The sequence below is a fragment of the Actinomadura sp. 9N215 genome, from assembly GCF_044326345.1.
Classification (GTDB): domain Bacteria; phylum Actinomycetota; class Actinomycetes; order Streptosporangiales; family Streptosporangiaceae; genus Spirillospora.
Genome location: NZ_JBIRBA010000009.1, coordinates 42274 through 61315, shown reverse-complemented (window position 1 = coordinate 61315; position 19042 = coordinate 42274). Strand labels below are relative to the sequence as shown.

The 19042-nt window shown below is 70.6% G+C and carries 19 protein-coding genes, 1 tRNA gene and 2 pseudogenes; 11 read left to right on the top strand and 11 right to left on the bottom strand.

Annotated elements, in window-relative coordinates; genetic code table 11:
- Positions 1 to 41: 41 nt before the first annotated feature.
- The 5 genes from ACH34T_RS17015 to galU all read right to left on the bottom strand — a co-directional run bounded on the left by ACH34T_RS17015 (position 42) and on the right by galU (position 4695).
- Positions 42 to 1268: an N-acetylglucosamine-6-phosphate deacetylase gene (locus ACH34T_RS17015; protein WP_395993093.1), complete on the bottom strand. Its 1227-nt coding sequence runs from the start codon at positions 1266 to 1268 to the stop codon at positions 42 to 44.
- A 136-nt stretch (positions 1269 to 1404) separates the two neighbouring features.
- Positions 1405 to 1908 (bottom strand): molybdenum cofactor biosynthesis protein B, encoded by a 504-nt coding sequence (locus ACH34T_RS17010; RefSeq protein ID WP_395993092.1) that lies wholly within the window; start codon positions 1906 to 1908, stop codon positions 1405 to 1407.
- 107 nt (positions 1909 to 2015) lie between these two features.
- The gene (moaC, locus tag ACH34T_RS17005; protein ID WP_395993284.1) at positions 2016 to 2486 is read right to left on the bottom strand and encodes a cyclic pyranopterin monophosphate synthase MoaC; all 471 of its coding nucleotides are present in this window, start codon (positions 2484 to 2486) and stop codon (positions 2016 to 2018) included.
- Between the two features lie 5 nt (positions 2487 to 2491).
- On the bottom strand, positions 2492 to 3700 hold the full coding sequence (gene glp, locus ACH34T_RS17000; protein ID WP_395993283.1) for a gephyrin-like molybdotransferase Glp: 1209 nt from the start codon (positions 3698 to 3700) through the stop codon (positions 2492 to 2494).
- Between the two features lie 56 nt (positions 3701 to 3756).
- Entirely contained in the window at positions 3757 to 4695 is a 939-nt protein-coding gene (galU, locus tag ACH34T_RS16995) for a UTP--glucose-1-phosphate uridylyltransferase GalU (RefSeq protein ID WP_395993091.1), read from the bottom strand.
- A gap of 33 nt (positions 4696 to 4728) precedes the next feature.
- Here galU and ACH34T_RS16990 point away from each other — a divergent pair, with 33 nt between their 5' ends.
- The 4 genes and pseudogenes from ACH34T_RS16990 to ACH34T_RS16975 form a co-directional block, all read left to right on the top strand.
- Positions 4729 to 5310, top strand: a complete 582-nt coding sequence (locus tag ACH34T_RS16990) for a 5-formyltetrahydrofolate cyclo-ligase (RefSeq protein ID WP_395993090.1) — start codon at positions 4729 to 4731, stop codon at positions 5308 to 5310.
- 96 nt (positions 5311 to 5406) lie between these two features.
- Positions 5407 to 6396 (top strand): NAD(P)-dependent oxidoreductase, encoded by a 990-nt coding sequence (locus ACH34T_RS16985; RefSeq protein ID WP_395993089.1) that lies wholly within the window; start codon positions 5407 to 5409, stop codon positions 6394 to 6396.
- Between the two features lie 102 nt (positions 6397 to 6498).
- Complete coding sequence (locus ACH34T_RS16980; RefSeq protein ID WP_395993088.1) at positions 6499 to 7983, top strand: potassium/proton antiporter; 1485 nt, start codon at positions 6499 to 6501, stop codon at positions 7981 to 7983.
- A gap of 218 nt (positions 7984 to 8201) precedes the next feature.
- Positions 8202 to 8342 (top strand): annotated as a pseudogene (locus tag ACH34T_RS16975) (FmdB family zinc ribbon protein); the annotation flags it as partial.
- A 14-nt stretch (positions 8343 to 8356) separates the two neighbouring features.
- Here the strand turns inward: ACH34T_RS16975 and ACH34T_RS16970 are convergent.
- Positions 8357 to 8629, bottom strand: coding sequence for a hypothetical protein (locus ACH34T_RS16970; RefSeq protein WP_395993292.1), 273 nt, complete (start codon positions 8627 to 8629; stop codon positions 8357 to 8359).
- A 523-nt stretch (positions 8630 to 9152) separates the two neighbouring features.
- Between ACH34T_RS16970 and ACH34T_RS16965 the strand changes: the two genes are divergently transcribed.
- The 4 genes from ACH34T_RS16965 (at position 9153) to ACH34T_RS16950 (ending at position 13454) form a co-directional block, all read left to right on the top strand.
- Positions 9153 to 11285 (top strand): MMPL family transporter, encoded by a 2133-nt coding sequence (locus ACH34T_RS16965; protein WP_395993087.1) that lies wholly within the window; start codon positions 9153 to 9155, stop codon positions 11283 to 11285.
- A 162-nt stretch (positions 11286 to 11447) separates the two neighbouring features.
- On the top strand, positions 11448 to 12278 hold the full coding sequence (locus ACH34T_RS16960; RefSeq protein ID WP_395993086.1) for an S-methyl-5'-thioadenosine phosphorylase: 831 nt from the start codon (positions 11448 to 11450) through the stop codon (positions 12276 to 12278).
- Positions 12275 to 12895, top strand: a complete 621-nt coding sequence (gene cpaB / locus ACH34T_RS16955; RefSeq protein WP_395993085.1) for a Flp pilus assembly protein CpaB — start codon at positions 12275 to 12277, stop codon at positions 12893 to 12895. Before ACH34T_RS16960 ends, cpaB begins: the two co-directional genes overlap by 4 nt.
- A gap of 145 nt (positions 12896 to 13040) precedes the next feature.
- Positions 13041 to 13454 carry an MscL family protein gene (locus tag ACH34T_RS16950; RefSeq protein WP_395993084.1) on the top strand — a complete coding sequence of 138 codons (414 nt, stop codon included), beginning with the start codon at positions 13041 to 13043 and terminating at the stop codon, positions 13452 to 13454.
- Between the two features lie 579 nt (positions 13455 to 14033).
- Here ACH34T_RS16950 and ACH34T_RS16945 read toward each other — a convergent pair.
- Both ACH34T_RS16945 and ACH34T_RS16940 read right to left on the bottom strand, forming a co-directional pair.
- Entirely contained in the window at positions 14034 to 15074 is a 1041-nt protein-coding gene (locus tag ACH34T_RS16945; protein WP_395993083.1) for a D-alanyl-D-alanine carboxypeptidase family protein, read from the bottom strand.
- An 82-nt stretch (positions 15075 to 15156) separates the two neighbouring features.
- Positions 15157 to 15603, bottom strand: coding sequence for a hypothetical protein (locus ACH34T_RS16940; protein WP_395993082.1), 447 nt, complete (start codon positions 15601 to 15603; stop codon positions 15157 to 15159).
- Between the two features lie 133 nt (positions 15604 to 15736).
- Here ACH34T_RS16940 and ACH34T_RS16935 point away from each other — a divergent pair.
- The 3 genes from ACH34T_RS16935 to ACH34T_RS16925 all read left to right on the top strand — a co-directional run bounded on the left by ACH34T_RS16935 (position 15737) and on the right by ACH34T_RS16925 (position 17096).
- Positions 15737 to 15809, top strand: a tRNA-Arg gene (locus ACH34T_RS16935).
- Positions 15810 to 16063: 254 nt separating this feature from the next.
- Complete coding sequence (locus ACH34T_RS16930; RefSeq protein WP_395993081.1) at positions 16064 to 16357, top strand: DUF6412 domain-containing protein; 294 nt, start codon at positions 16064 to 16066, stop codon at positions 16355 to 16357.
- Positions 16358 to 16403: 46 nt separating this feature from the next.
- The gene (locus ACH34T_RS16925; RefSeq protein ID WP_395993080.1) at positions 16404 to 17096 is read left to right on the top strand and encodes a YidC/Oxa1 family membrane protein insertase; all 693 of its coding nucleotides are present in this window, start codon (positions 16404 to 16406) and stop codon (positions 17094 to 17096) included.
- Positions 17097 to 17146: 50 nt separating this feature from the next.
- Here the strand turns inward: ACH34T_RS16925 and ACH34T_RS16920 are convergent.
- From ACH34T_RS16920 to ACH34T_RS16910, 3 genes and pseudogenes are all read right to left on the bottom strand, one after another.
- Positions 17147 to 17350: pseudogene (locus ACH34T_RS16920) on the bottom strand (hypothetical protein); the annotation flags it as partial.
- Positions 17351 to 17551: 201 nt separating this feature from the next.
- A complete protein-coding gene (locus ACH34T_RS16915) occupies positions 17552 to 18124 on the bottom strand; it encodes a ferritin-like domain-containing protein (RefSeq protein ID WP_395993079.1) in 573 nt (190 codons plus the stop codon).
- A gap of 32 nt (positions 18125 to 18156) precedes the next feature.
- Complete coding sequence (locus ACH34T_RS16910; protein WP_395993078.1) at positions 18157 to 18810, bottom strand: MIP/aquaporin family protein; 654 nt, start codon at positions 18808 to 18810, stop codon at positions 18157 to 18159.
- Positions 18811 to 19042: the final 232 nt, after the last annotated feature.

The following is a 19042-nucleotide window of genomic DNA, read 5'->3' as shown; positions in this document are numbered from 1 at the left end:
CTCCGAGAAATCGGGCACGCGGGACGTTCGGACGCCGTTTGTCACACCCGCCTGCCGCGCTTCATCACCCAGGCGATGCGGAGGTCGTCGTCGAGGACGACGAGATCGGCGTCCTTACCGGGCTCCAGCGATCCGACACGCGAGGCGATGCCGAGCGCGCGCGCCGGGGTAAGGGATGCGGCTTCTGCGGCCACGTGGACGGGCACGCCGACGTCCATGACCGCTCTGCGGAACGCGTCCGCCATCGTGATGGTGCTGCCCGCGATGGACGTCCCACCGGCAAGGACGGCGCGGCCGTCGCGGACCTCGACGTCCATCCCGCCGAGGCTGTAGTCGCCGTCGCCCATCCCGGCCGCCGCCATCGCGTCGGTGATCAGAGCGAGCCGGCCTGGGGCGCCGAGCGGAGCTCGTCCGTTGGATGGCGGTGGGTGGGGGCTGGAAGACGGGGCGTCGAGCGGAGCTCGTCCGTTGGATAGCGGTGGGTGGGGGCTGGAGGACGGGCCTGCGGCCGCGAACGCGAGGCGGGCGACGGCGGGCTCGACGTGCACGCCGTCGTTGATCAGCTCGACGGTGACGCGGGGGTCGTTCACCGCGGCGGCGACCGGGCCGCCCTCGCGGTGGTGCAGCGGCCGCATCGCGTTGAACAGGTGCGTCGCGACGCGCGCTCCCGCGTCGAACGCGGCCCGGGCCGTCGCGCCGGGGGCGTCGGTGTGGCCGACCGCGGCGATCACACCGGTGTCCACGGCCTCCCGGACGAGGTCGAGCGCGCCCGGCAGCTCGGGAGCCAGGGTGATCATGCGGACGTGCCCGCGCCCGAGCCGGACGAGGCGGCGGAACTCGGCGAGGTCGGGGGCGCGCAGGAGCGCCGGGTTGTGGGCGCCGCAGCGGTCGCGGGCGAGGTAGGGGCCCTCCAGGTGGACGCCCGTGATCACGCCGTCGGCGGCGAGGTCGGCGAGGCGGGCGACGGCGCCGGCGAGCTCGTCCGGGGCGCCGGTGACGAGGCTTGCCATCGTGGTCGTCGTGCCGTGCGCCAGGTGGTATTCCGCTCCGCGGCGCACGTCGTCGGGGTGTCCGAGCTGGTAGGACGCGCCCGCTCCGCCGTGGACGTGCATGTCCACGAAGCCGGGGACGACGTGCCGTCCGCCGAGATCGATCACGTCGCCGCCGGGGGCCGCTCCCGCTTCCACGATCTTGCCGTCCGCGATGTGCAGGTCGCCGCGGTGAACGCCGTCGGGCAGGACGATCCGGGCGTCGGTCAGGACGGTCATCGAGCTCCCTCGGGGCGGGATTCCTGCCGATCGGCATGATCGTCGCCGATTGTTTCATGGTGGAAATATGCAGGAAAATCCATGGCTGCCCATGGCTGGAACGTCCCGCTCGAACCTCTCGCGGACGCCGGTCGGCTCACCGTTGAGGACGCGTCCCAGGGTCCTGGGGGTGGTCGCCGCCCGGGTGGTCGCCGCCCTTGATCTGGTCGACGGCGTGGGCGAGGACGCGGCCGAGGACCGTCATGCCGTCGCGGACGCCGCCGGTCGAGCCCGGCAGGTTGACGATGAGCGTGCCGCCCGCGACGCCGGCGAGGCCGCGGGACAGGATCGCGGCGGGCACCGCCTCGCGCCCCTCCAGCCGGACGGCCTCCGCGATGCCCGGTATCTCCCATTCGATCACCTGGCGGGTCATCTCCGGGGTCTGGTCGGTGGGGGTGAGGCCGGTCCCGCCCGAGGTCACGACCACGTCGTAGCGGGCGGCGACCGCGTCCCGCAGGACGTCCGCGACCGGCTCGCCGTCCGGGACGACGACCGGGCCGTCCACCTGGCAGCCGAGGTCCTCCAGCATGGCGACGAGCACCGGGCCCGACTTGTCCGCGTAGACGCCCGCCGCGGCCCGGTTGGACACGGTGACCGCCATCGCCCTGATCATCGCCGTCCCGCCCTGATCATCGTCGTCCCGCCCTGATCATCGTCGTCCCGCCCTGATCATCGCCGTCCCGGCCCGATCATCGCCGCCCGGTCTGATCATCGCTGCCATACCCCGGTCTTGCCGCCGGTCTTCTCCTCGACCCGGACGTCGGTGATCACCGCGGCGGGGTCGACGGCCTTGACCATGTCGACCAGGGCGAGCGCCGCGACGCTGACGGACGTCAGCGCCTCCATCTCCACGCCCGTCCGGTCGGCGGTGCGGGTGACGGCGGTGATCGCGACGCCGTCGTCCCGGATCTCCAGGTCGACGGTCACGCCGTGCAGCGCGATCGGATGGCACAGCGGAACGAGGTCGGGGACGCGTTTCGCGCCCATGATCCCAGCGATGCGAGCGACGGAGAGGGCATCGCCCTTGGGGATGTCACCGGCGCGCAGCAGGGCGACGCACTCGGTTGACAGGCGAACGAAGCCCGTCGCCGTCGCCGTCCGGGATGACACGTCCTTGGACGACACGTCGACCATGCGGGCCGCGCCTGCGTCGTCCAGGTGGGTGAACTCGGAGCCCATGGCACTCAAGACGGCAACCTCATGACTTCGACGTGGGAACCGGCAGGAAGGGCCTCGACGTCCTCCGGTAGTTCGACGAGCGCGTTCGCCGACGCGAGGGAGCCGAGCTGATGCGAGCCCTGCGTTTCGGCTGCTGTGACGGTGTAGGAGCCGTGGGCGAACGACAGTTTCCCGCGCAGATAGTGGCGGAGCCCAGCGGGCGACTTCACGTCGTCGGCGAGGACGGCGCTCACCGTCGGCAGTGGGTCAGGCGTCAATCCCTGCATGGCGCGCAGTGCGGGACGCACGAAAACCTGGAACGACACGTACGCGCTTACCGGATTCCCGGGGAGGGTGAAGACGGGCGTGCCTTCGAGGAGGCCGAACCCTTGAGGCTTGCCTGGACGCATCCGCACCTTGTGAAAGCCCACCGTCCCCGTCCCGGACAGCACTTCCTTGATGACGTCCTTAGTGCCCATCGAAACGCCGCCGGTGGTGACGATGGCGTCCGCACGGACGAGCTGGTCTTCCAACATCTCCAGCACCTTGCCGGGCTCGTCTTCGACCGTCGCCTGCCGGTAGCCCACCCCGCCCGCCTCGACGACGGCGGCGGTGAGCATGTAGCTGTTGGACTCCCAGATCTGTCCGTGGGCCAGCGGCTCGCCCGGTTCGCGCAGCTCGTCCCCGGTGGACACGACGACGACGCGCGGCCGCGGCCGGACCGTCACCCGGGACCGTCCCACCGCGGCGATCATGCCGAGCTGCGGGGCGCCGAGCCGCGTGCCCGCGTCCACGACGACCTGACCTGCGGGGACGTCCTCGCCCGCCCGGCGGATGTAGTTGCCGGACGGCGCCGGCCGCGAGATCCGGACGGTGGCGTTGCCGCCGTCCGTCCACTCGACCGGGATGACCGCGTCCGCGCCGGCGGGCAGGGGCGCGCCCGTCATGATCCGGGCGGTCAGGCCGGGCCTGATCGCCGACACGCCGGTGTCGCCTGCGACGATGTCCCCGACGACGGGCAGCGTGACCGGATCGGCCTCGGTGGCCGCCGCGACGTCGGCCGCGACGACGGCGTAGCCGTCCATCGCGGAGTTGTCGAACGGCGGCAGCGGCACGGGCGCGGACACGGCCTCCGCGAGGACCGTGCCCTGCGCCTCCAGCAGCGCCAGGTCGAGCGGCGGCAGCGCCGTGACGCCGCCCAGGATGTCCGTCAGATGCTCGTCGACCGTTCTCATGCCCACCGCCCCAGTGTGACCTGCCGTCACGAGTCCCCGGCGCCGCCCACGCCGTCTCAGCCGCCCTCGGAAGCGGTCTCGGAACCGCCCTCGGCGTCCTTCCGGCGGACGAACTCGCGCAGCCACGGCATGAACTCCGGCGCCAGATCAGGACGTTCCGAAGCGAACTGGACGACCGTGCACAGGTATTCGAGCTTGTTCCCGGTGTCGTAGCGGCGCCCGCGGAACTTGACCCCGTAGACGCCGCCGCCCTGGTCGGCGGGCGTGTCGGCGAGGGTGCGCAGCGCGTCGGTGAGCTGGATCTCGCCGCCGCGGCCCGGCGGGGTCTTCTCCAGGACGTCGAACACCGCGGGGTCGCAGACGTACCGGCCGATGATGATCCAGTTGCTGGGCGCCTCCTCCGCCGACGGCTTCTCGACCAGGTCGGAGATCCGGACGACGTCGTCCTCGTCCGTCGCCTCGATGGCCGCGCAGCCGTACGCCGAGACCTGGTCGGGCTCGACCTCCATCAGCGCGACCACGCTGCCGCCGTACTGCTGCCGCACCTCGATCATGCGCCGCAGCAGGTTGTCGCGGGCGTCGATCATGTCGTCGCCGAGCAGCACCGCGAACGGCTCGTTCCCGACGTGCTGGCGGGCGCAGTGCACGGCGTGCCCGAGCCCGCGCGGTTCGCCCTGCCGGACGTAGTGCATGATGGCCAGGTCGCTGGACTCGTGTACGGCGCCGAGCCGCTCGTCGTCGCCCTTGGCCCGCAGCGCCTCCTCCAGTTCGTACGCCCGGTCGAAGTGGTCCTCGATCGATCGTTTGCTGCGGCCGGTGACCATCAGGACGTCGCTGAGGCCGGCGTCGACCGCCTCCTCGACGACGTACTGGATCGCCGGTTTGTCGACGATGGGCAGCATTTCTTTTGGAGTCGCCTTGGTGGCGGGCAAGAATCGGGTACCGAGGCCGGCCGCCGGGACGACCGCCTTGAGCACAGGTGCAGAGTCGGCCATGTAGAGACCCTAGCCATCCGTGAGGACAGCAGCGTGCGCGACATCGCTTCTAAGACCGGCCTTAGGGCTGACCTGCTCGGCAAGCGTGCGGCGATGCCGCCCGAGGCCCGCTCCGCGGCCGGACGGTCGATCCGGGACGCGCTGCTGTCCGTCCCGGAGATCGAGATGGCGGGGACGATCGCGGCCTACGTCTCGATCGGCACGGAACCGGACACGCGGAGCCTGCTGTTCGCCCTGTGGAAGCGCGGCACGTACGTCCTGCTCCCCCGGCTGCTCCCGGACGGCGACCTGGACTGGGCGTCCTACGAGGGCCCCGACTCGCTCGTGCCGGGGGCGCGCGGCTGTCCGGAGCCGTCCGAGCCGCCGCGCGGGCCCGGCGCGGTGGCCAGCGCGGACGTCGTCCTCGCCCCGGCCGTCGCCGTCGACCGGACGGGCGTGCGCCTCGGCCGCGGCGGCGGCTCCTACGACCGGGCGCTCGCGCGCGTCGGGCCGGCGATCCTGACCGTGGCGCTCCTGTACGACGCGGAGCTGGTGCCCACCTTGCCGTCGGAGCCGCACGACCAGCGCGTCCGCGCCGCCGCCACCCCGTCCGAGGGCCTGGTGCGGTTCGCCTGACCGGCTCCCCCGCCGGTCCTCATAGGGTTGGGACGGAAGATCACGGTGTCGGGCGTCGGGGCGTGGTCCGGCAGACGTCGAAACGGGAGGTTCTACATGACGGCGCCGTGGCGGATCCCGGCCCTGCCCCCGATCGGAGAGGACGTCGTGCGGGGGCTGTTCGCGCCGCTGGGCGACGCAGCCGAGGTGACGTTTCCGCAGACCAGAGACCGTACCGGCCTGCTCGCCTCGCTTCCGGGCGCCGACATCGTGATCGCCGACTTCGCGGGACGGCTCGCGCTGGACGCGGAGGCGGTGGCGGCCGCGCCGCGGCTGGCGTTCGTCCAGATGCCCGCGGTCGGGACGGACAGCATCGACGTCGCCGGGCTGACCGCGGCGGGGGTGCCGGTGGCCAACGCGGCGGGCTTCAACGCGCGCAGCGTCTCGGAGTGGGCGGTCGGCGCGGCGCTCGCGCTATGCCGCAACCTGGCGTGGGGCGACCGTGCCGTACGCGCGGGCGAGTGGCCGCAGATGGAGATGGCCGCCCGAGGGCCGCGGGAGCTCCACACGCAGCGAATCGGCATCGTCGGCTTCGGCGCGGTTGGCGCGGAGACGGCGCGGCTGTTCACGGCACTCGGCTGCAAGGTGTCGTACTGGACGAGGCGGAAGCGCCCAGAAGCGACGGCCACCTACCGCGAGCTGGACGACCTGATGGCGACGTCCGACATCCTCGTCCTCGCCTTGCCGCTGGCAGACGAGACCAGGGGGCTGATCGGTCCCGAACGTCTCGCCCTACTGCCGGACAACGCGTTGCTGGTGAACGTGGCGCGCGGGGGCATCGCACCTGACGACGCCGTCCTCGACGCTTTGAAATCGGGACGGCTGGCGGGCGCGGCCCTGGACGTGTACGACGAGGAGCCGCTGCCGCCGGAGCATCCACTGCGTTCCCATGAGGACGTCCTGCTGTCCCCGCACGCGGCGGGGACGTCCGTCCAGTCGCAGCTGAACCTCGCGGTGATGGTGCGCGACAACGTGTCGGCGGCCGTCCTGGGGCGCGACGTGCGGAACGTCGTCAACGGGGTAAATCCGCAGGTCAGGCGGCGATAATCAGCTAATCCGACATGCCGTCCCTCAACCGCAAGTGTGCGATCGGCCGGTGAATCTGTAGGATTCCTAAACGATCAAGTTTGACGACCCCGAAAGGTGGATGTGCACCTCGACATCTGGCTACTCCTCGGGGCCACGCTCGTACTCTGCGCCATCGTCGCGGTCCGGCTGTCGCACAAGGCGGGCCTGCCGACCCTCCTGGCGTACATGGGCCTCGGCCTTCTCATCGGCGAGTCCGGCCCCGCGCACATCCAGTTCGACGACGTGGAGCTCGCCGAGACGCTCGGCCTCGCGGCCCTCGTCCTGATCCTCGCCGAGGGCGGCGTCACCACCAACTGGCGGCACGTCCGGCCCTCGGTGCCCGCCGCGCTCGTCGTCTCCACCATCGGCACGCTGATCAGCATCGTCGTGGTCGCGCTCGCGTCCATGTGGCTGATCGGCCTGGACTGGCGGGCCGCGTTCCTCCTCGCCGCCGTGCTCGCCCCGACCGACGCCGCCGCCGTGTTCTCGGTGCTGCGGCGGCTGCCGCTGCCGTCCCGGCTGAGCGGGCTGCTGGAGGCCGAGTCCGGCTTCAACGACGCACCCGTCGTGATCATCGTGGTGACGCTCAGCGCGCACACCGGCGTGCCCAACCTCACCGAGCTCCTCGGCGTGATGCTGTACGAGCTGATCGCGGGCGGCGTCGTCGGTTTCGCCATCGGCTGGCTGGGCGCGCAGGGGCTGCGCCGCATCGCGCTGCCCGCGTCCGGCCTCTATCCGATCGCGGTGCTGTCGCTGTCGATCGGCGCCTACGGGGCGGCGTCGCTACTGCACTCCAGCGGGTTCCTCGCCGTGTACGTCAGCGCCCTCGTCCTGGGCAACGCCCGGCTACCGCACCGTCCGGCCACGCGTGGCTTCGCCGAAGGGGTCGGCTGGCTCGCCCAGATCGGACTGTTCGTGATGCTGGGCCTGCTTGCCTCCCCCAATGAGCTGCCCGGTCAGATCGTGCCCGCGCTGGTGGTGGGGTTCGTTCTGCTGCTGATCGCACGTCCCGTGTCGGTCGTGCTGTCGACGATCGGATTCAAGCTGTCGTGGGGCGAGAAGATGTTCGCGTCCTGGGCGGGCCTACGCGGGGCCGTGCCGATCGTCCTCGCCACGATCCCGATGGTGGAGGACGTCGAGAGCGCCGACCGGCTGTTCGCGATCGTGTTCAACATCGTCGTGGTGTTCACCCTTCTGCAGGGCCCCACGCTGCCACTAGCCGCGCGCCTGTGCCGCCTGGAGAGCGACGAGCAGGCCCGGGAACTGGACGTGGAAGCCGCACCCCTGGAGGAACTGCACGCCGACCTGCTGGAGGTGCGGATACCCAACGACTCCATGCTGAACGGCGTGGAGATATTCGAGCTCCGGTTGCCGCCGGGCGCGTCAGTCACCCTCGTCGTGCGGAACGGGTCGAGCTTCGTCCCGGAACCCACCACGCCCTTGCAAGCGGGTGACACGCTCTTGGTCGTGACCACCGACGCCGTACGCGACGCCACCGAGCGCCGTCTGCGCGCGGTCAGCCGGAAGGGTCGGCTGGCAGGCTGGTTCGGCGAGACAGGCGCATGACGCCGTGACGGGCCAGAAGAACCGCGACGGGCCAGGAGAGCCGTGACGCGCCAGGAGAGCCGTGACGCGCCAGGAGAGCCGTGACAGGCCATGGAGAGCCGTGACGGGTCAGGGAACAAGGCCGGGGGCGAATCCTGTTCCAACCATCGGTACCATTAGCAGTCGTTCAAACTGAGTGCCAGTCCGGGTCAGCCGGGTTGAGTCAGCGAGGAGGAACCGTGCCGACGTATCAGTACGTTTGCACCGAGTGCGGCGAGCCTCTTGAGATCGTGCAGAAGTTCAGCGACGACGCGCTGACCGAGTGCCCGGCGTGCGACGGCAAGCTCCGCAAGGTCTTCTCGGCCGCGGGGATCATCTTCAAGGGGTCCGGCTTCTACCGCACCGACAGTCGCGGCGCTGGGAAGCCTTCGACCGCGGGCGCTTCATCCAACGGCTCCTCTGGCGACTCTTCGTCCAGCGGTGACTCGTCCAAGACGGACACGTCCGCTTCGTCGTCGTCTGCCTCGTCCTCTTCGTCGTCTGGGGGCGACTCGTCGTCGTCTTCCGGTTCCGGCAAGTCGTCGTCCTCGTCCTCTGAAAAGGTCGCCTGACCTTCCCGGGCCCGGACTTCCTTCGCGTCTCCGGACGCGCTGAACCGAGGATCCATCGGCCAGACCCACGTCCGGTCGGCGGACCCTCGGTTTCGTCATGCCCGGCCACTGTTCGCCCTTGGCACTCACCCACCATCAGCAGGCGCGCCTAGCGTCGGCGCCGCCAAGGCGGAGACGCGCCTAGCGCTGGGGCCGCCAAGGCGGAGAGGGGCCTAGCGCCGGTGCCGCCGAGGCGGAGACGGGCCTCCTTTTCAAGACCTGTGCCAACTGCCGGCTTCTACACCTCGAGGGGTATCCACGGGCTCGCGCGTGCCCCGGCCGGGGTAGCCGGGGTCCCATCCAGCGCCGGACGCGCGGCGCGCCGCCTTCTCGCGACGATTGAGGACGTGGGAGGCGACCGGAATGCATGCATCCTCTCCCCCGAGTTGACAAAGCTCTCTTTTAGAGAGACTCTCTACTCGAGAAGCTCGAAGCAAGCGGAATCGAGATCTCGCGATACTACTTGACATGTCTCCACCATCGAGACATTCTATGGCGAACGCGACATATCTTGACCGCGGAGTGCAACAGGAGAGGACCATGAGCGAACACAGCCCCGCTCCCCCGAGGTCACGGGTCCACCGCGTGGCCGGACTGATCGCCGGCCGGCGCACCAAGTGGGCCGTCCTGGCCCTGTGGGTCGTCCTGCTGGTCGCCCTCGGCCCGCTGGCCGGCAAGCTCGGCGACGTCGAGGAGAACGACGCCGCGTCGTGGCTCCCCGGCGGAGCCGAGTCCACACAGGTCGTCGAACTTGAGGAACAGTTCCGCAAGGACGAGACGATGCCCGCGGTCATCGTCTACGAACGATCCGGCGGAATCACCGCGCAGGACCGCGCGAAGGCCGCCTCGGACGTCTCCGCCTTGCAAAAACTGCCCGGGGCGCAGAAGGCGCAAGGTCCGTTCCCGTCCAAGGACGGCAAGGCCCTGCAGACGTTCGTGCCCCTCACAGACGAGGACCTCACCGGTGCGATAGACGAGGCACGTGAGCTCGCCAAGCGCGGACCTCCCGGACTGACCGCGCACGTCACCGGACCCGCCGGCATGGGCGCCGACCAGTTCGAGGTCTTCGAGACCATCGACGGCTTCCTGCTCATGGCCGCGGGCAGCGTCGTCATCGTCCTGCTGCTCATCATCTACCGCAGCCCGATCCTGTGGTTCGTCCCTGTGCTGAGCGCCGTCTTCGCTCTAGGACTGGCCCAGTCGCTGGTGTATCTGCTCGCCAAGTACGGAGACCTCACCGTCAACGGCCAGAGCTCCGGAATCCTGACCGTGCTCGTATTCGGTGTAGCCACCGACTACGCACTGCTGCTCGTCGCCCGATATCGCGAGGAACTGCATAGGCACGAGGACCGGCACGAAGCCATGTCGTACGCGCTGCACCGCGCGGCCCCGGCGCTCATCGCGTCCGCCGCCACCGTCGCCGTCGGCCTGCTGTGCCTGCTGCTCGCCGAGATGAACTCCACCGCGGGCATGGGTCCCGTGGCCGCCGCGGGCGTCCTCACCGCGCTCGGCGCGATGACCACCCTCCTGCCCGCGCTCCTCGTCATCTGCGGCCGGTGGCTGTTCTGGCCGCTGATCCCCCGGTACGACGCCAAGTACCTGCAGCCGGAGGCGTACGAGGCCGAACACGGCATCTGGAGCCGCGTCGCCGGTCTGGTCGGAAGGCGTCCGCGCGCGCTCTGGGCCGTCACCATGCTCGGACTGATCGCCCTCACCCTCGGCCTGGGCTCGCTCAAGGCCGACGGACTCTCCGACGCGGGACAGTTCACCGGACGTCCCGACTCCATCAAGGGCTCCGAGGTCGTCGCCCGGCACTTCGCCGCCGGATCGGGCTCCCCGGCGGTCGTCATCGGCAGCGCGGCGGCGTCCGACCGGATCGCCGAGACCGTCCGCGGCACGCCCGGCATCGCCGAACTCGGCCCGGCGGCCACGGCGAACGGCCTGGTCAAGTACGAGGCGACGCTGAAGGACTCGGCCGACAGCGAGGCGGCGCGCAACACCATCGACCGGCTGCGGACGGCCGTGCACGGCGTCCCGTCCGCGGACGCCAAGGTCGGCGGCACCACCGCGACGTCCCTCGACATCAAGCGGGCCTCCACCCGCGACAACAAGGTGATCATCCCGATCGTGCTGGGCGTGGTGTTCCTGATCCTCATCGCGCTGCTGCGCGCCGTCGTCGCGCCGCTGCTGATGATGGGCACCGTCGTGCTGTCGTTCCTCGCGTCGCTCGGCGCCTGCGCGGTGATCTTCGAGCACGTCTTCGGCTTCGAGGGCACCGACGCCGGATTCCCGCTGCTGGCGTTCATCTTCCTGGTCGCGCTGGGGGTCGACTACAACATCTTCCTGATGCACCGCGTCCGCGAGGAGTCGCAGGCCCTCGGCACCCGCCGCGGCATCCAGCGCGGCCTCACCGTCACCGGCGGCGTGATCACCTCGGCCGGCCTGGTCCTGGCGGCGACGTTCGCCTCCATGGTCACGCTGCCGCTGGTGTTCATGGTCGAGATGGGCTTCGCGGTCGCGTTCGGCGTGCTGCTCGACACGCTGATCGTCCGGTCCCTGCTGCTTCCGGCGCTGTCGTACGACATCGGACGTCGGATCTGGGCACCGGGCCGCCTCGCCAAGGAGGAGCCGCCCGTCGACCGGCCCGACAAGGTCCTCGACCCGGTCGGCTGACCCCGCGCGACTCGGCTGACCTGCACAAACCCCCGGCCACGGCCGGGACGGGGAAGGGAAGGGGCCCGGCTCAGGCCGGGCCCCTTCTCCGGTTCCCCGGGGTTATCCACAATTGGCGGACGGTCTCCCGGGGGGCGTCGCGGGGTGGCTAGTGTCGGCGCCATGTCCACCACTCAGCCTTCCGGTTCACAGCACACCGCCGAGATCGGGGTCATCGGCGGCTCCGGGTTCTACTCGTTCCTCGACGACGTCGAGGAGGTGCGCGTCGAAACCCCCTACGGACCGCCGAGCGACGCCATCACCGTCGGCGAGCTCGCGGGCCGGCGCGTCGCGTTCGTCCCGCGGCACGGCCGCGACCACCGATTCCCGCCGCACAAGATCCCCTACCAGGCCAACCTGTGGGCGCTGCGCTCCCTCGGCGTCCGGCAGGTGCTGGCCCCGAGCGCGGTCGGCTCCCTCACCCCCGACTACGGCCCCGGCACGCTCGCCGTGCCCGACCAGCTCGCCGACCGCACGTCCGGACGAGTGCAGACCTACTACGACGACGGCGCGGCCGTCCACGTCTCGTTCTCCGACCCGTACTGCCCGGTGGGCCGCCGTACCGCCGTGACGTCCGCCCGCGCCTCCGGCTGGGATCCCGTCGACCGCGGCACCCTCGTCGTCATCGAGGGGCCGCGCTTCTCGACCCGGGCCGAGTCCCAGTGGTTCGCCTCCCAGGGCTGGACGCTCATCGGGATGACCGGCCACCCCGAGGCCGTCCTCGCCCGCGAGCTGGCGCTCTGCTACACCCCGCTGTGCCTCGTCACCGACCTCGACGCGGGCATCGAGGAGGGCGAGGGCGTCACCATGGACGAGGTGCTCCGCGTCTTCGGCGAGAACATCGGCCGCCTCCGCACCGTCGTCGCCGACATCGTGAAGGCGCTGCCGGCCGACCGCTCATGCCCGTGCCCGGATGTTCTCAACGGCATCGAGCTCCCCCTGGAGCTCCCGTGAACGCCCGCTTAACCCGCCTGAGGCGACCGCTGGCGGCCCTGTTCGCCGCGGCCGCCGCCGGGCTCGCCCTCATGGCTCTGCGCCCGGCGCCGCCGCCGTCCGTCCGGGTCCTGGCCGCCGCCCGCGACCTCCCGGCGGGGACGTCGCTCAGCCCGTCCGACCTGCGCGGCGTGAACCTCCCTCCGGCCTCCGTCCCCGCCGGCACTCTCCGCTCGCGCGCCGCCGGCCGCGTCCTCGCCGGCCCCGTGCGCCGGGGCGAGCCTCTCACCGACGCCCGCGTCGTGGGCCCCGCCCTCCTCCGCGGCTACGGCCCCGGCACGGTCGCCGTCCCCGTCCGCATGGCCGACGCCGACGCCGTCCGCCTGCTCCACCCCGGCGATCACATCGACGTCCTGACCACCCCGGCCCCGCCTTCGTCCGCCCCACTCGAAACGACACCGCAGCAGCAGGGCTCCGCACGCCTGGTGGTCCCGGCCGTGCCCGTGGTGGCCATGCCGTCCCCTGACGAGGACGGCGCCCAGGAGGGAGCCCTGGTCGTCCTCGCCACCGACCGGGCGCAGGCCGCGGCCCTGGCAGGCGCCGGCGCGCCCCTGACCCTGACGATCACCGGCCATTGACACGTTCGGCACCCGCGTCCGTAAGTCCGCACGTCAGAGATCGTTTTCATCCTGACTTGGCGAACCCCAGGAGGTTTCATTACGATCCGTAGCCGTTCCTGCGCAGCCCCGTCCTGCGCACCCCCGACATCCCTGGGAGCTCGGTATGAGTGGATTCAAAACGTTCCTGTTCCGCGGGAACCTCGTCGAACTCGCGGTCGCGTTCGTCGTCGGGGCCGCCTTCGCCGGCCTCGTGAAGGACTTCGCGAACTCCTTCATCACACCGCTGATCGCCCTGCTCGGCGGCAAGCCCGACTACACCGGGCTGTCCGTCACGATCGACGGCACCGCGTTCCCGTACGGCATCTTCGTGACCTCCGCGATCGCCTTCACCATCACGGCCGTGATCGTGTACTTCCTGGTCGTGCTCCCGACGACCAAGCTGATCGAGCGGATGGACCGGGGCAGGGAGGCCACCGAGCGCGAATGCCCGCAGTGCCTCGGCGAGATCCCCATCAAGGCCAGCCGCTGCCGCCACTGCACCGCCGAAGTCGCCCCCACCGCCGAAGCCCCGGTCTAGCCCACACCCAAGCCGCACCCGCCGCGCGCGCCCCCGGCACCGCCCGCCAGCCGGCACCCAGCACGCAATCAGCTAAGTGCCCAAGTGCCCGCTCTCACGAACAGCGGCCAACGACACAGGCAACGAGGGGCGCGCGCGGCCAGAAACCCCACACCGCCAAACCCGAGCCAGCCGAGGCCACCAGCCCCGGCCAAACCCAACCCGAGCCAACCCCAACCCGAGCCGAGCCAACCCGAGCCAACCCCAACCCGAGCCGAGCCAACCCGGGCCGAGCCAACCCGAGCCGAGCCAACCCGGGCCGAGCCGAGCCGAGCCGAGCCAACCGAGCCGAGCCAACCCGAGCCGAGCCGAGCCGAGCCAACCCGGGCTGACCCAACCGGGGCGGGCCGGGCCAGCACGAGCCGCGCCAGCACGAGCCGCGCCGACCACAAAGCCGAGACCGCGAGCCGCTGCCGCCGGGGACCACAGGGCAAGACCAAGGGCCCGATTCGGAACGCAGCTGACGAAAGCCGGGGCCTCACCTGGCACCCGACCAGTGTCGGCACCACAAGATGCGCACCAGAGCGGCGAACGCCAAAGTCATTCGTCGTTCTCGGTGCCGTACTCCCAATGCCACGGCTCGAACGGGTTGCTGTAGGCCCATGACGGGTGGATCCACCCATAGTTCCCGGCCTTGGCCTCCATCCAGTTGAACTGGACGGATCCGGAGTTCTGCACGCCGCCGCACAAGTCGACGGCCTGTCCCTTGCCGTGGTTGCTCGTCCCGGGGACCGCGGCGAAGCCGGGTCGCTGCGCGTAGATCCGGTGTTGCTCCGACAGGTTCCGGTACGCGTCCGTGACGCACATGTCCCGGCCGAACCGGCGCTTGTACGCGGCGTTCAGCTTGTAGAACGCCTGGGCCGCGTCCGCCCGCAACTTGTGTCCCCTCTGCGGCAGCACACAAAGGTACTTGGACGGGATCAGCCCGTTCGGGAACTGCTTCGCGTCACTCGAAAGGCCCTTGTCACATCCGAGCTGCAGCCGCTTCAGACTGCCCACCGCGAGCTTGTCGAGCATCTCGTTGAGCTGCTCGGTCAGCCGCGCCGACTTGCTCTTCAGCCCGTCCACCTCCTGCTGCAGGCGGGTCTGCTCGACCGCGTTGCGCGACTGCAGGTCCTGCGCGGTCGTGGCGAGCCGCTTCCGCCGTTCCTGCAGGTCGTCGGCACGGTCCACCAGCGCCTGCTGCGTCTGTGCGAGCAGCGTCACGTCCGCCGTCGAACGCAGCGCCTGTCCCGGGTCACCGCCACCGAAGATCGACATCGACCCGGCGGCGCCGCGCTGCTGGTACGACGTGTTCGCCAGCCGGGCCAGCGGCTCCCGGATCTGGTTCAGCTCGGCCTCGGCCGCCGCGAGATCCTTCAGCGTGTCCCGCAGCTTGACCTGCGAAGCGGCCAGATCCTTCTTCCGATCCTCCATCCGCTTCGTGGCCTTCTCCAGCTCGCCGCGGGCCTTCGACGCTTCACGGCGCAGCGACTCCAGAGGGTCGGCCCGACCCTCGGCCGCCGTGGCGGCGCCATGCGGTGAGATCATCGTCATCACCAGGAAGACCGCGGTCAGCGCCGCCGACCGGGGGTTCGGCACGGTGGTTTTCCTCCTGATGCCCAAATGCGGAACAGCGGCAGAACGCTACTACAGGTTCTACGATGACCTGTCCGTAATCGGTTCAGCGGCCACGGTGACCATACTGGCGCTCGCACCACCGACGCATCCACCAGACGTCCTCCCAGCCCGGCGGGCACGGCCTCCGCGTCCTGGTGGACGGCGACGGCCTCGGCGTCACCCTCTTCCGCGGCACCACCTTACGAACGGGCGCCCGCTCGGGCGCCTTCGTCGCGGCCTGCGACTCCGGCTCGGGCGGCACGTACTCCCCGTACGTCGGCTCCCCCTCCGGCGTCACGGTCGGAGTCGCGTTCCGCGCCGACGACCCCGCCGACTCCGGCCTCTCCCGCACCGGCTCCCCACGCAACCCGAACGCGAGCAGCGACGCCAACACGACGGGCACCACGAAGGCACCGGCGACAACGCCGATCCGCACGCCTCGGGACGAACGCTCGCCCACCTCGTCCTCGGCAGACCGGTCCTCCGGCTGCCCACGATGCCGACCCGTCACGGCACCGAAGCGTACCCACACCGCCCCCACCCGGCCTAGAGGCACCGGCGGCCCCATAAGAAGGAGCGCTCAACGATCCCCGTCCCCTACCCTGTAGTTGCCGTCCGCTACGCTCTTGCCGCAGCGACGACACGCCTCCGTAGCTCAGGGGATAGAGCACCGCTCTCCTAAAGCGGGTGCCGCAGGTTCGAATCCTGCCGGAGGCGCGCAGAACACGGGAAACTCCGCCCGGCCTCGGCCAGGCGCTCGCGTTGGTGCGCTTGAGGTACATCGCGATCTTCTCGGGCCCGAAGTGGTAGTTCTGCCGCAGGTAGATGATCTTCCCGACCACCTCGACGTGGGTGGCGTTCGGGCTGGTCTTGGGCCGTCTTCGCGCAGCAGGCACGTGGTGCACTGGCGCTCTCTCCTCCCTCCTGCTTCTCGGTTGATGTGGCAGAGTTGATGCCGAGGAGGCGCGCTCATGGTCTGGTCTCTGGTACTCACGGTGGTCCTGCGGGGCTTCGCCGTAACCGGATGGGCGGGGCCAGGGCAGCCGGTGCTGACGCTGATGGGCGCGCTGACCGTGGCGGGCCTGCTGGCCTTCGCGGCCGGACGGGCCGGTGCCGTCCGCCGGGGACGCCGGGTCGTGCTGGCGCACGTCCGCACGACGCTCCGCGAACGGACGCTGCGCACCGGCTTCCTGCCGCAGCGCGACCCCGACGCGGCGGGACGCCCCCGCCCGCGAGCGCCCGGAACGGGGATCGCGGCCGCCTGAGCGCGGCCGAACGCCACCGATCCCCTCGTTTCCGGAAGGTCTCCTCATGTTCGACGTCCCCGTCTCGATCGCCGCCGCCCTCGTCGGCGGACTGGCCGACGTCCTGCGCCCGGCCGCCGGCGACCTCGCCACCGCGCTGGCGATCGTCCTGTTCACCGCGGCGGTGCGGCTGCTGCTCGTCCCACTGGCGATCGCCGCCGCCAAGGGCGAGCGGACACGCACACGGCTCCTGCCCAAGATCCAGGCACTGCAGAAGAAGCACGCGAAGAATCCGCAGCGGCTCCGGCGTGAAATGGCCACGCTGTACGAGAAGGAGGGCGCGACGCCGCTGACCGGGTGCCTGCCGATGTTCGCGCAGGCGCCGTTCTTCATGGTGATGTACCGGCTGTTCGTCTCGGCGACGGTCGCCGGGCACCAGAACCTGCTGCTGGCGCACACGCTGCTCGCGGCGCCACTCGGGCAGAACTGGATCGGCGTCGTGGGCGGCGGCCTGCTCTCGCCGCCGTCACTGGTGTTCCTCGCCCTGTTCGCGCTGCTGGGCGCGGTGGCGGTCTGGACGTCCCGGCGCGTCACCGCCGAGGGGCCGATGGCCCTGGTGGCGCGATTGCTCCCGTTCGGGACAATCGTCGTCGCGGCGTTCGTCCCGCTCGCCGCGGGGCTGTACTTGCTGACCTCCGGGGCGTGGACGGCCGCGGAGCGGGCGGTGCTGCGACGCAGGGTCGTGCTCGCGAGGACTTGACACCGTCCGCGACGGCGCCATCGGTCACCTCGAACACCGGCGCCCAGCCGGTTGGACGCCGGCTCGTCCGGCCCCGTGATCCGGAACGTCCGCGGGTTGGCGGCCACGACGTCGCGCAGGTAGTCGCCGAGCACACGGATCGCCTCCGTAGTGACCGTGCCGGGCTTGTCCGCCGGCACCGCGTACTTTCGCAGATCGGGCAGTTCCAGCGGGCGCAGCAGCAATCCGCCGTTGACGTGCGGGTTCGCGCTCATCCGCCGCTCCTCCACCGGCGCCAGGCCGCGCACCGCCGCGACCGCGCAAGCGGCACCTGATGGGATCGTCAGACCTCCCACCTCGCGATGGTGGCGCACGGAGGCTTCTTGCTGGTCCAAGACCGACCGGCCAGGTGTTCATCAGGGAACGTGGCCCAGACACCCGAATCCGTGGCATCTGAAACGGGTGCCTGCCGAAGTTCAGGCGGGGCCGGGATCGTTGGGGGGCAATCGGGTCAGGTATGGGGATCGGCCGCGGAATCCGCGTTGGAAGCGGGGCGGTGGGCCCGTACCGAGGAATTCGTGGAACCAGGCCTCATGCTCGCCCTCCTCGAAGAGGATCGCCTGGGCGAGGTCGTGGGTGCGATGGTCCTTGCCTTCCGTGACTTCGCATAGGCGCGTGAAGAGCCGTGTCGCTTTCCTGTTGGAGTCGATGAGTGCGGTCACCAGCGCGTTCGGGTTGTCACCGATCCCGTCTGGCAGATTCTCGCCCGAGGGCGCGTTGGCCGCGAAGTGGTTGAGATCGTCCGGTAGGCGGCCGTCCAGTTCGTAGATCCGGGTCACCAGAGCGTCGAAATGGTTGAGGTGCTCGGCACGAACGTCCATGAGCACCTCTTGCAGGCGTTCGCCCATCAAGCTGGCCAAGCCGGCGTGCAGGACCGTGTAGCGGTAGTGGGCGGCCAGTTTCGTTCGTGCGGCCGCCGTCAGTTTCTGGAGCAGGGCGTCCACGTCGACACCGGCACGCTCGACGAGGTCCCGTGCGATCCTGCTCATGAGTCGGTTCCCTTCGCGAGGTGGCGTGACGGTCAAGCCGCCGAGGTCTCCGATGGGGCGCGGTCCTCGGGGTTGAGGGCCAGGAACGCCGCGGCGGCCACGGCTCCCCCAGCCAGGTCGGCCAGCAGCCAGATCCAGAGCTTGGACCAGGCGAACAGGCCCATCGTCGCCGCGCCGGTGGCGACCGCGGGGTTGAACGCTCCTCCGGAGACGCCGCCGACCGCCAGCGCGCCCGCGGTCACGGTGAAGCCGATGGCCAGCCCGTAGAAGTTGTTGTCGGGGTGATCCCTGCTGGTCGCCACGTTGAGGACGACGTAGGCCAGGGCGAGGGTGAACACGGCCTCGCCCAGGAGCGTCGCCCCCAGTGCATGGCCGGACGGCGACAGTTCCGCGGTCTTGTCCGGATCCATGATGTACCGGGCGGCCAGGGCGGCGACGACGCCCGCGATGACCTGGGCCGTCCAGTAGGCGGCAGCCTCGGTCCAGCCGATCCGCCCCCGCAACAGCACCGCCAGCGTCACCGCCGGGTTGTAGTGGGCACCGGAGACGTGTCCACCCGCGTACACCATGACCATCAGCACCGCCCCGATGGCCAGCGGGGCGAGCGGCGCCTTCGCCAGGACGGTGCAGCCCACGGTGAAGACCAGGAAGAATGTGCCTATGAACTCGGTGACGTAACTACGCACGATCGACCTTCCAAAGATCTGGGAATGGCTATTAGCCCGCCGCGGCGTCTTGAGCCTGCCACCTTGTCCGATCTTTAAGGAGCCCAGCCGTCCTTACAGGGTGATTACGGTCAGGCGCGCCTCGCAGCGAAGTGCCGTCCTGGCTGGAAGACCTGTTCTTCATCGGCGCGGTCATCAATTGACGCGGCCCTCGGGATAACCAAATTGGTGGTGGAATCGGAGCACCCGCCTC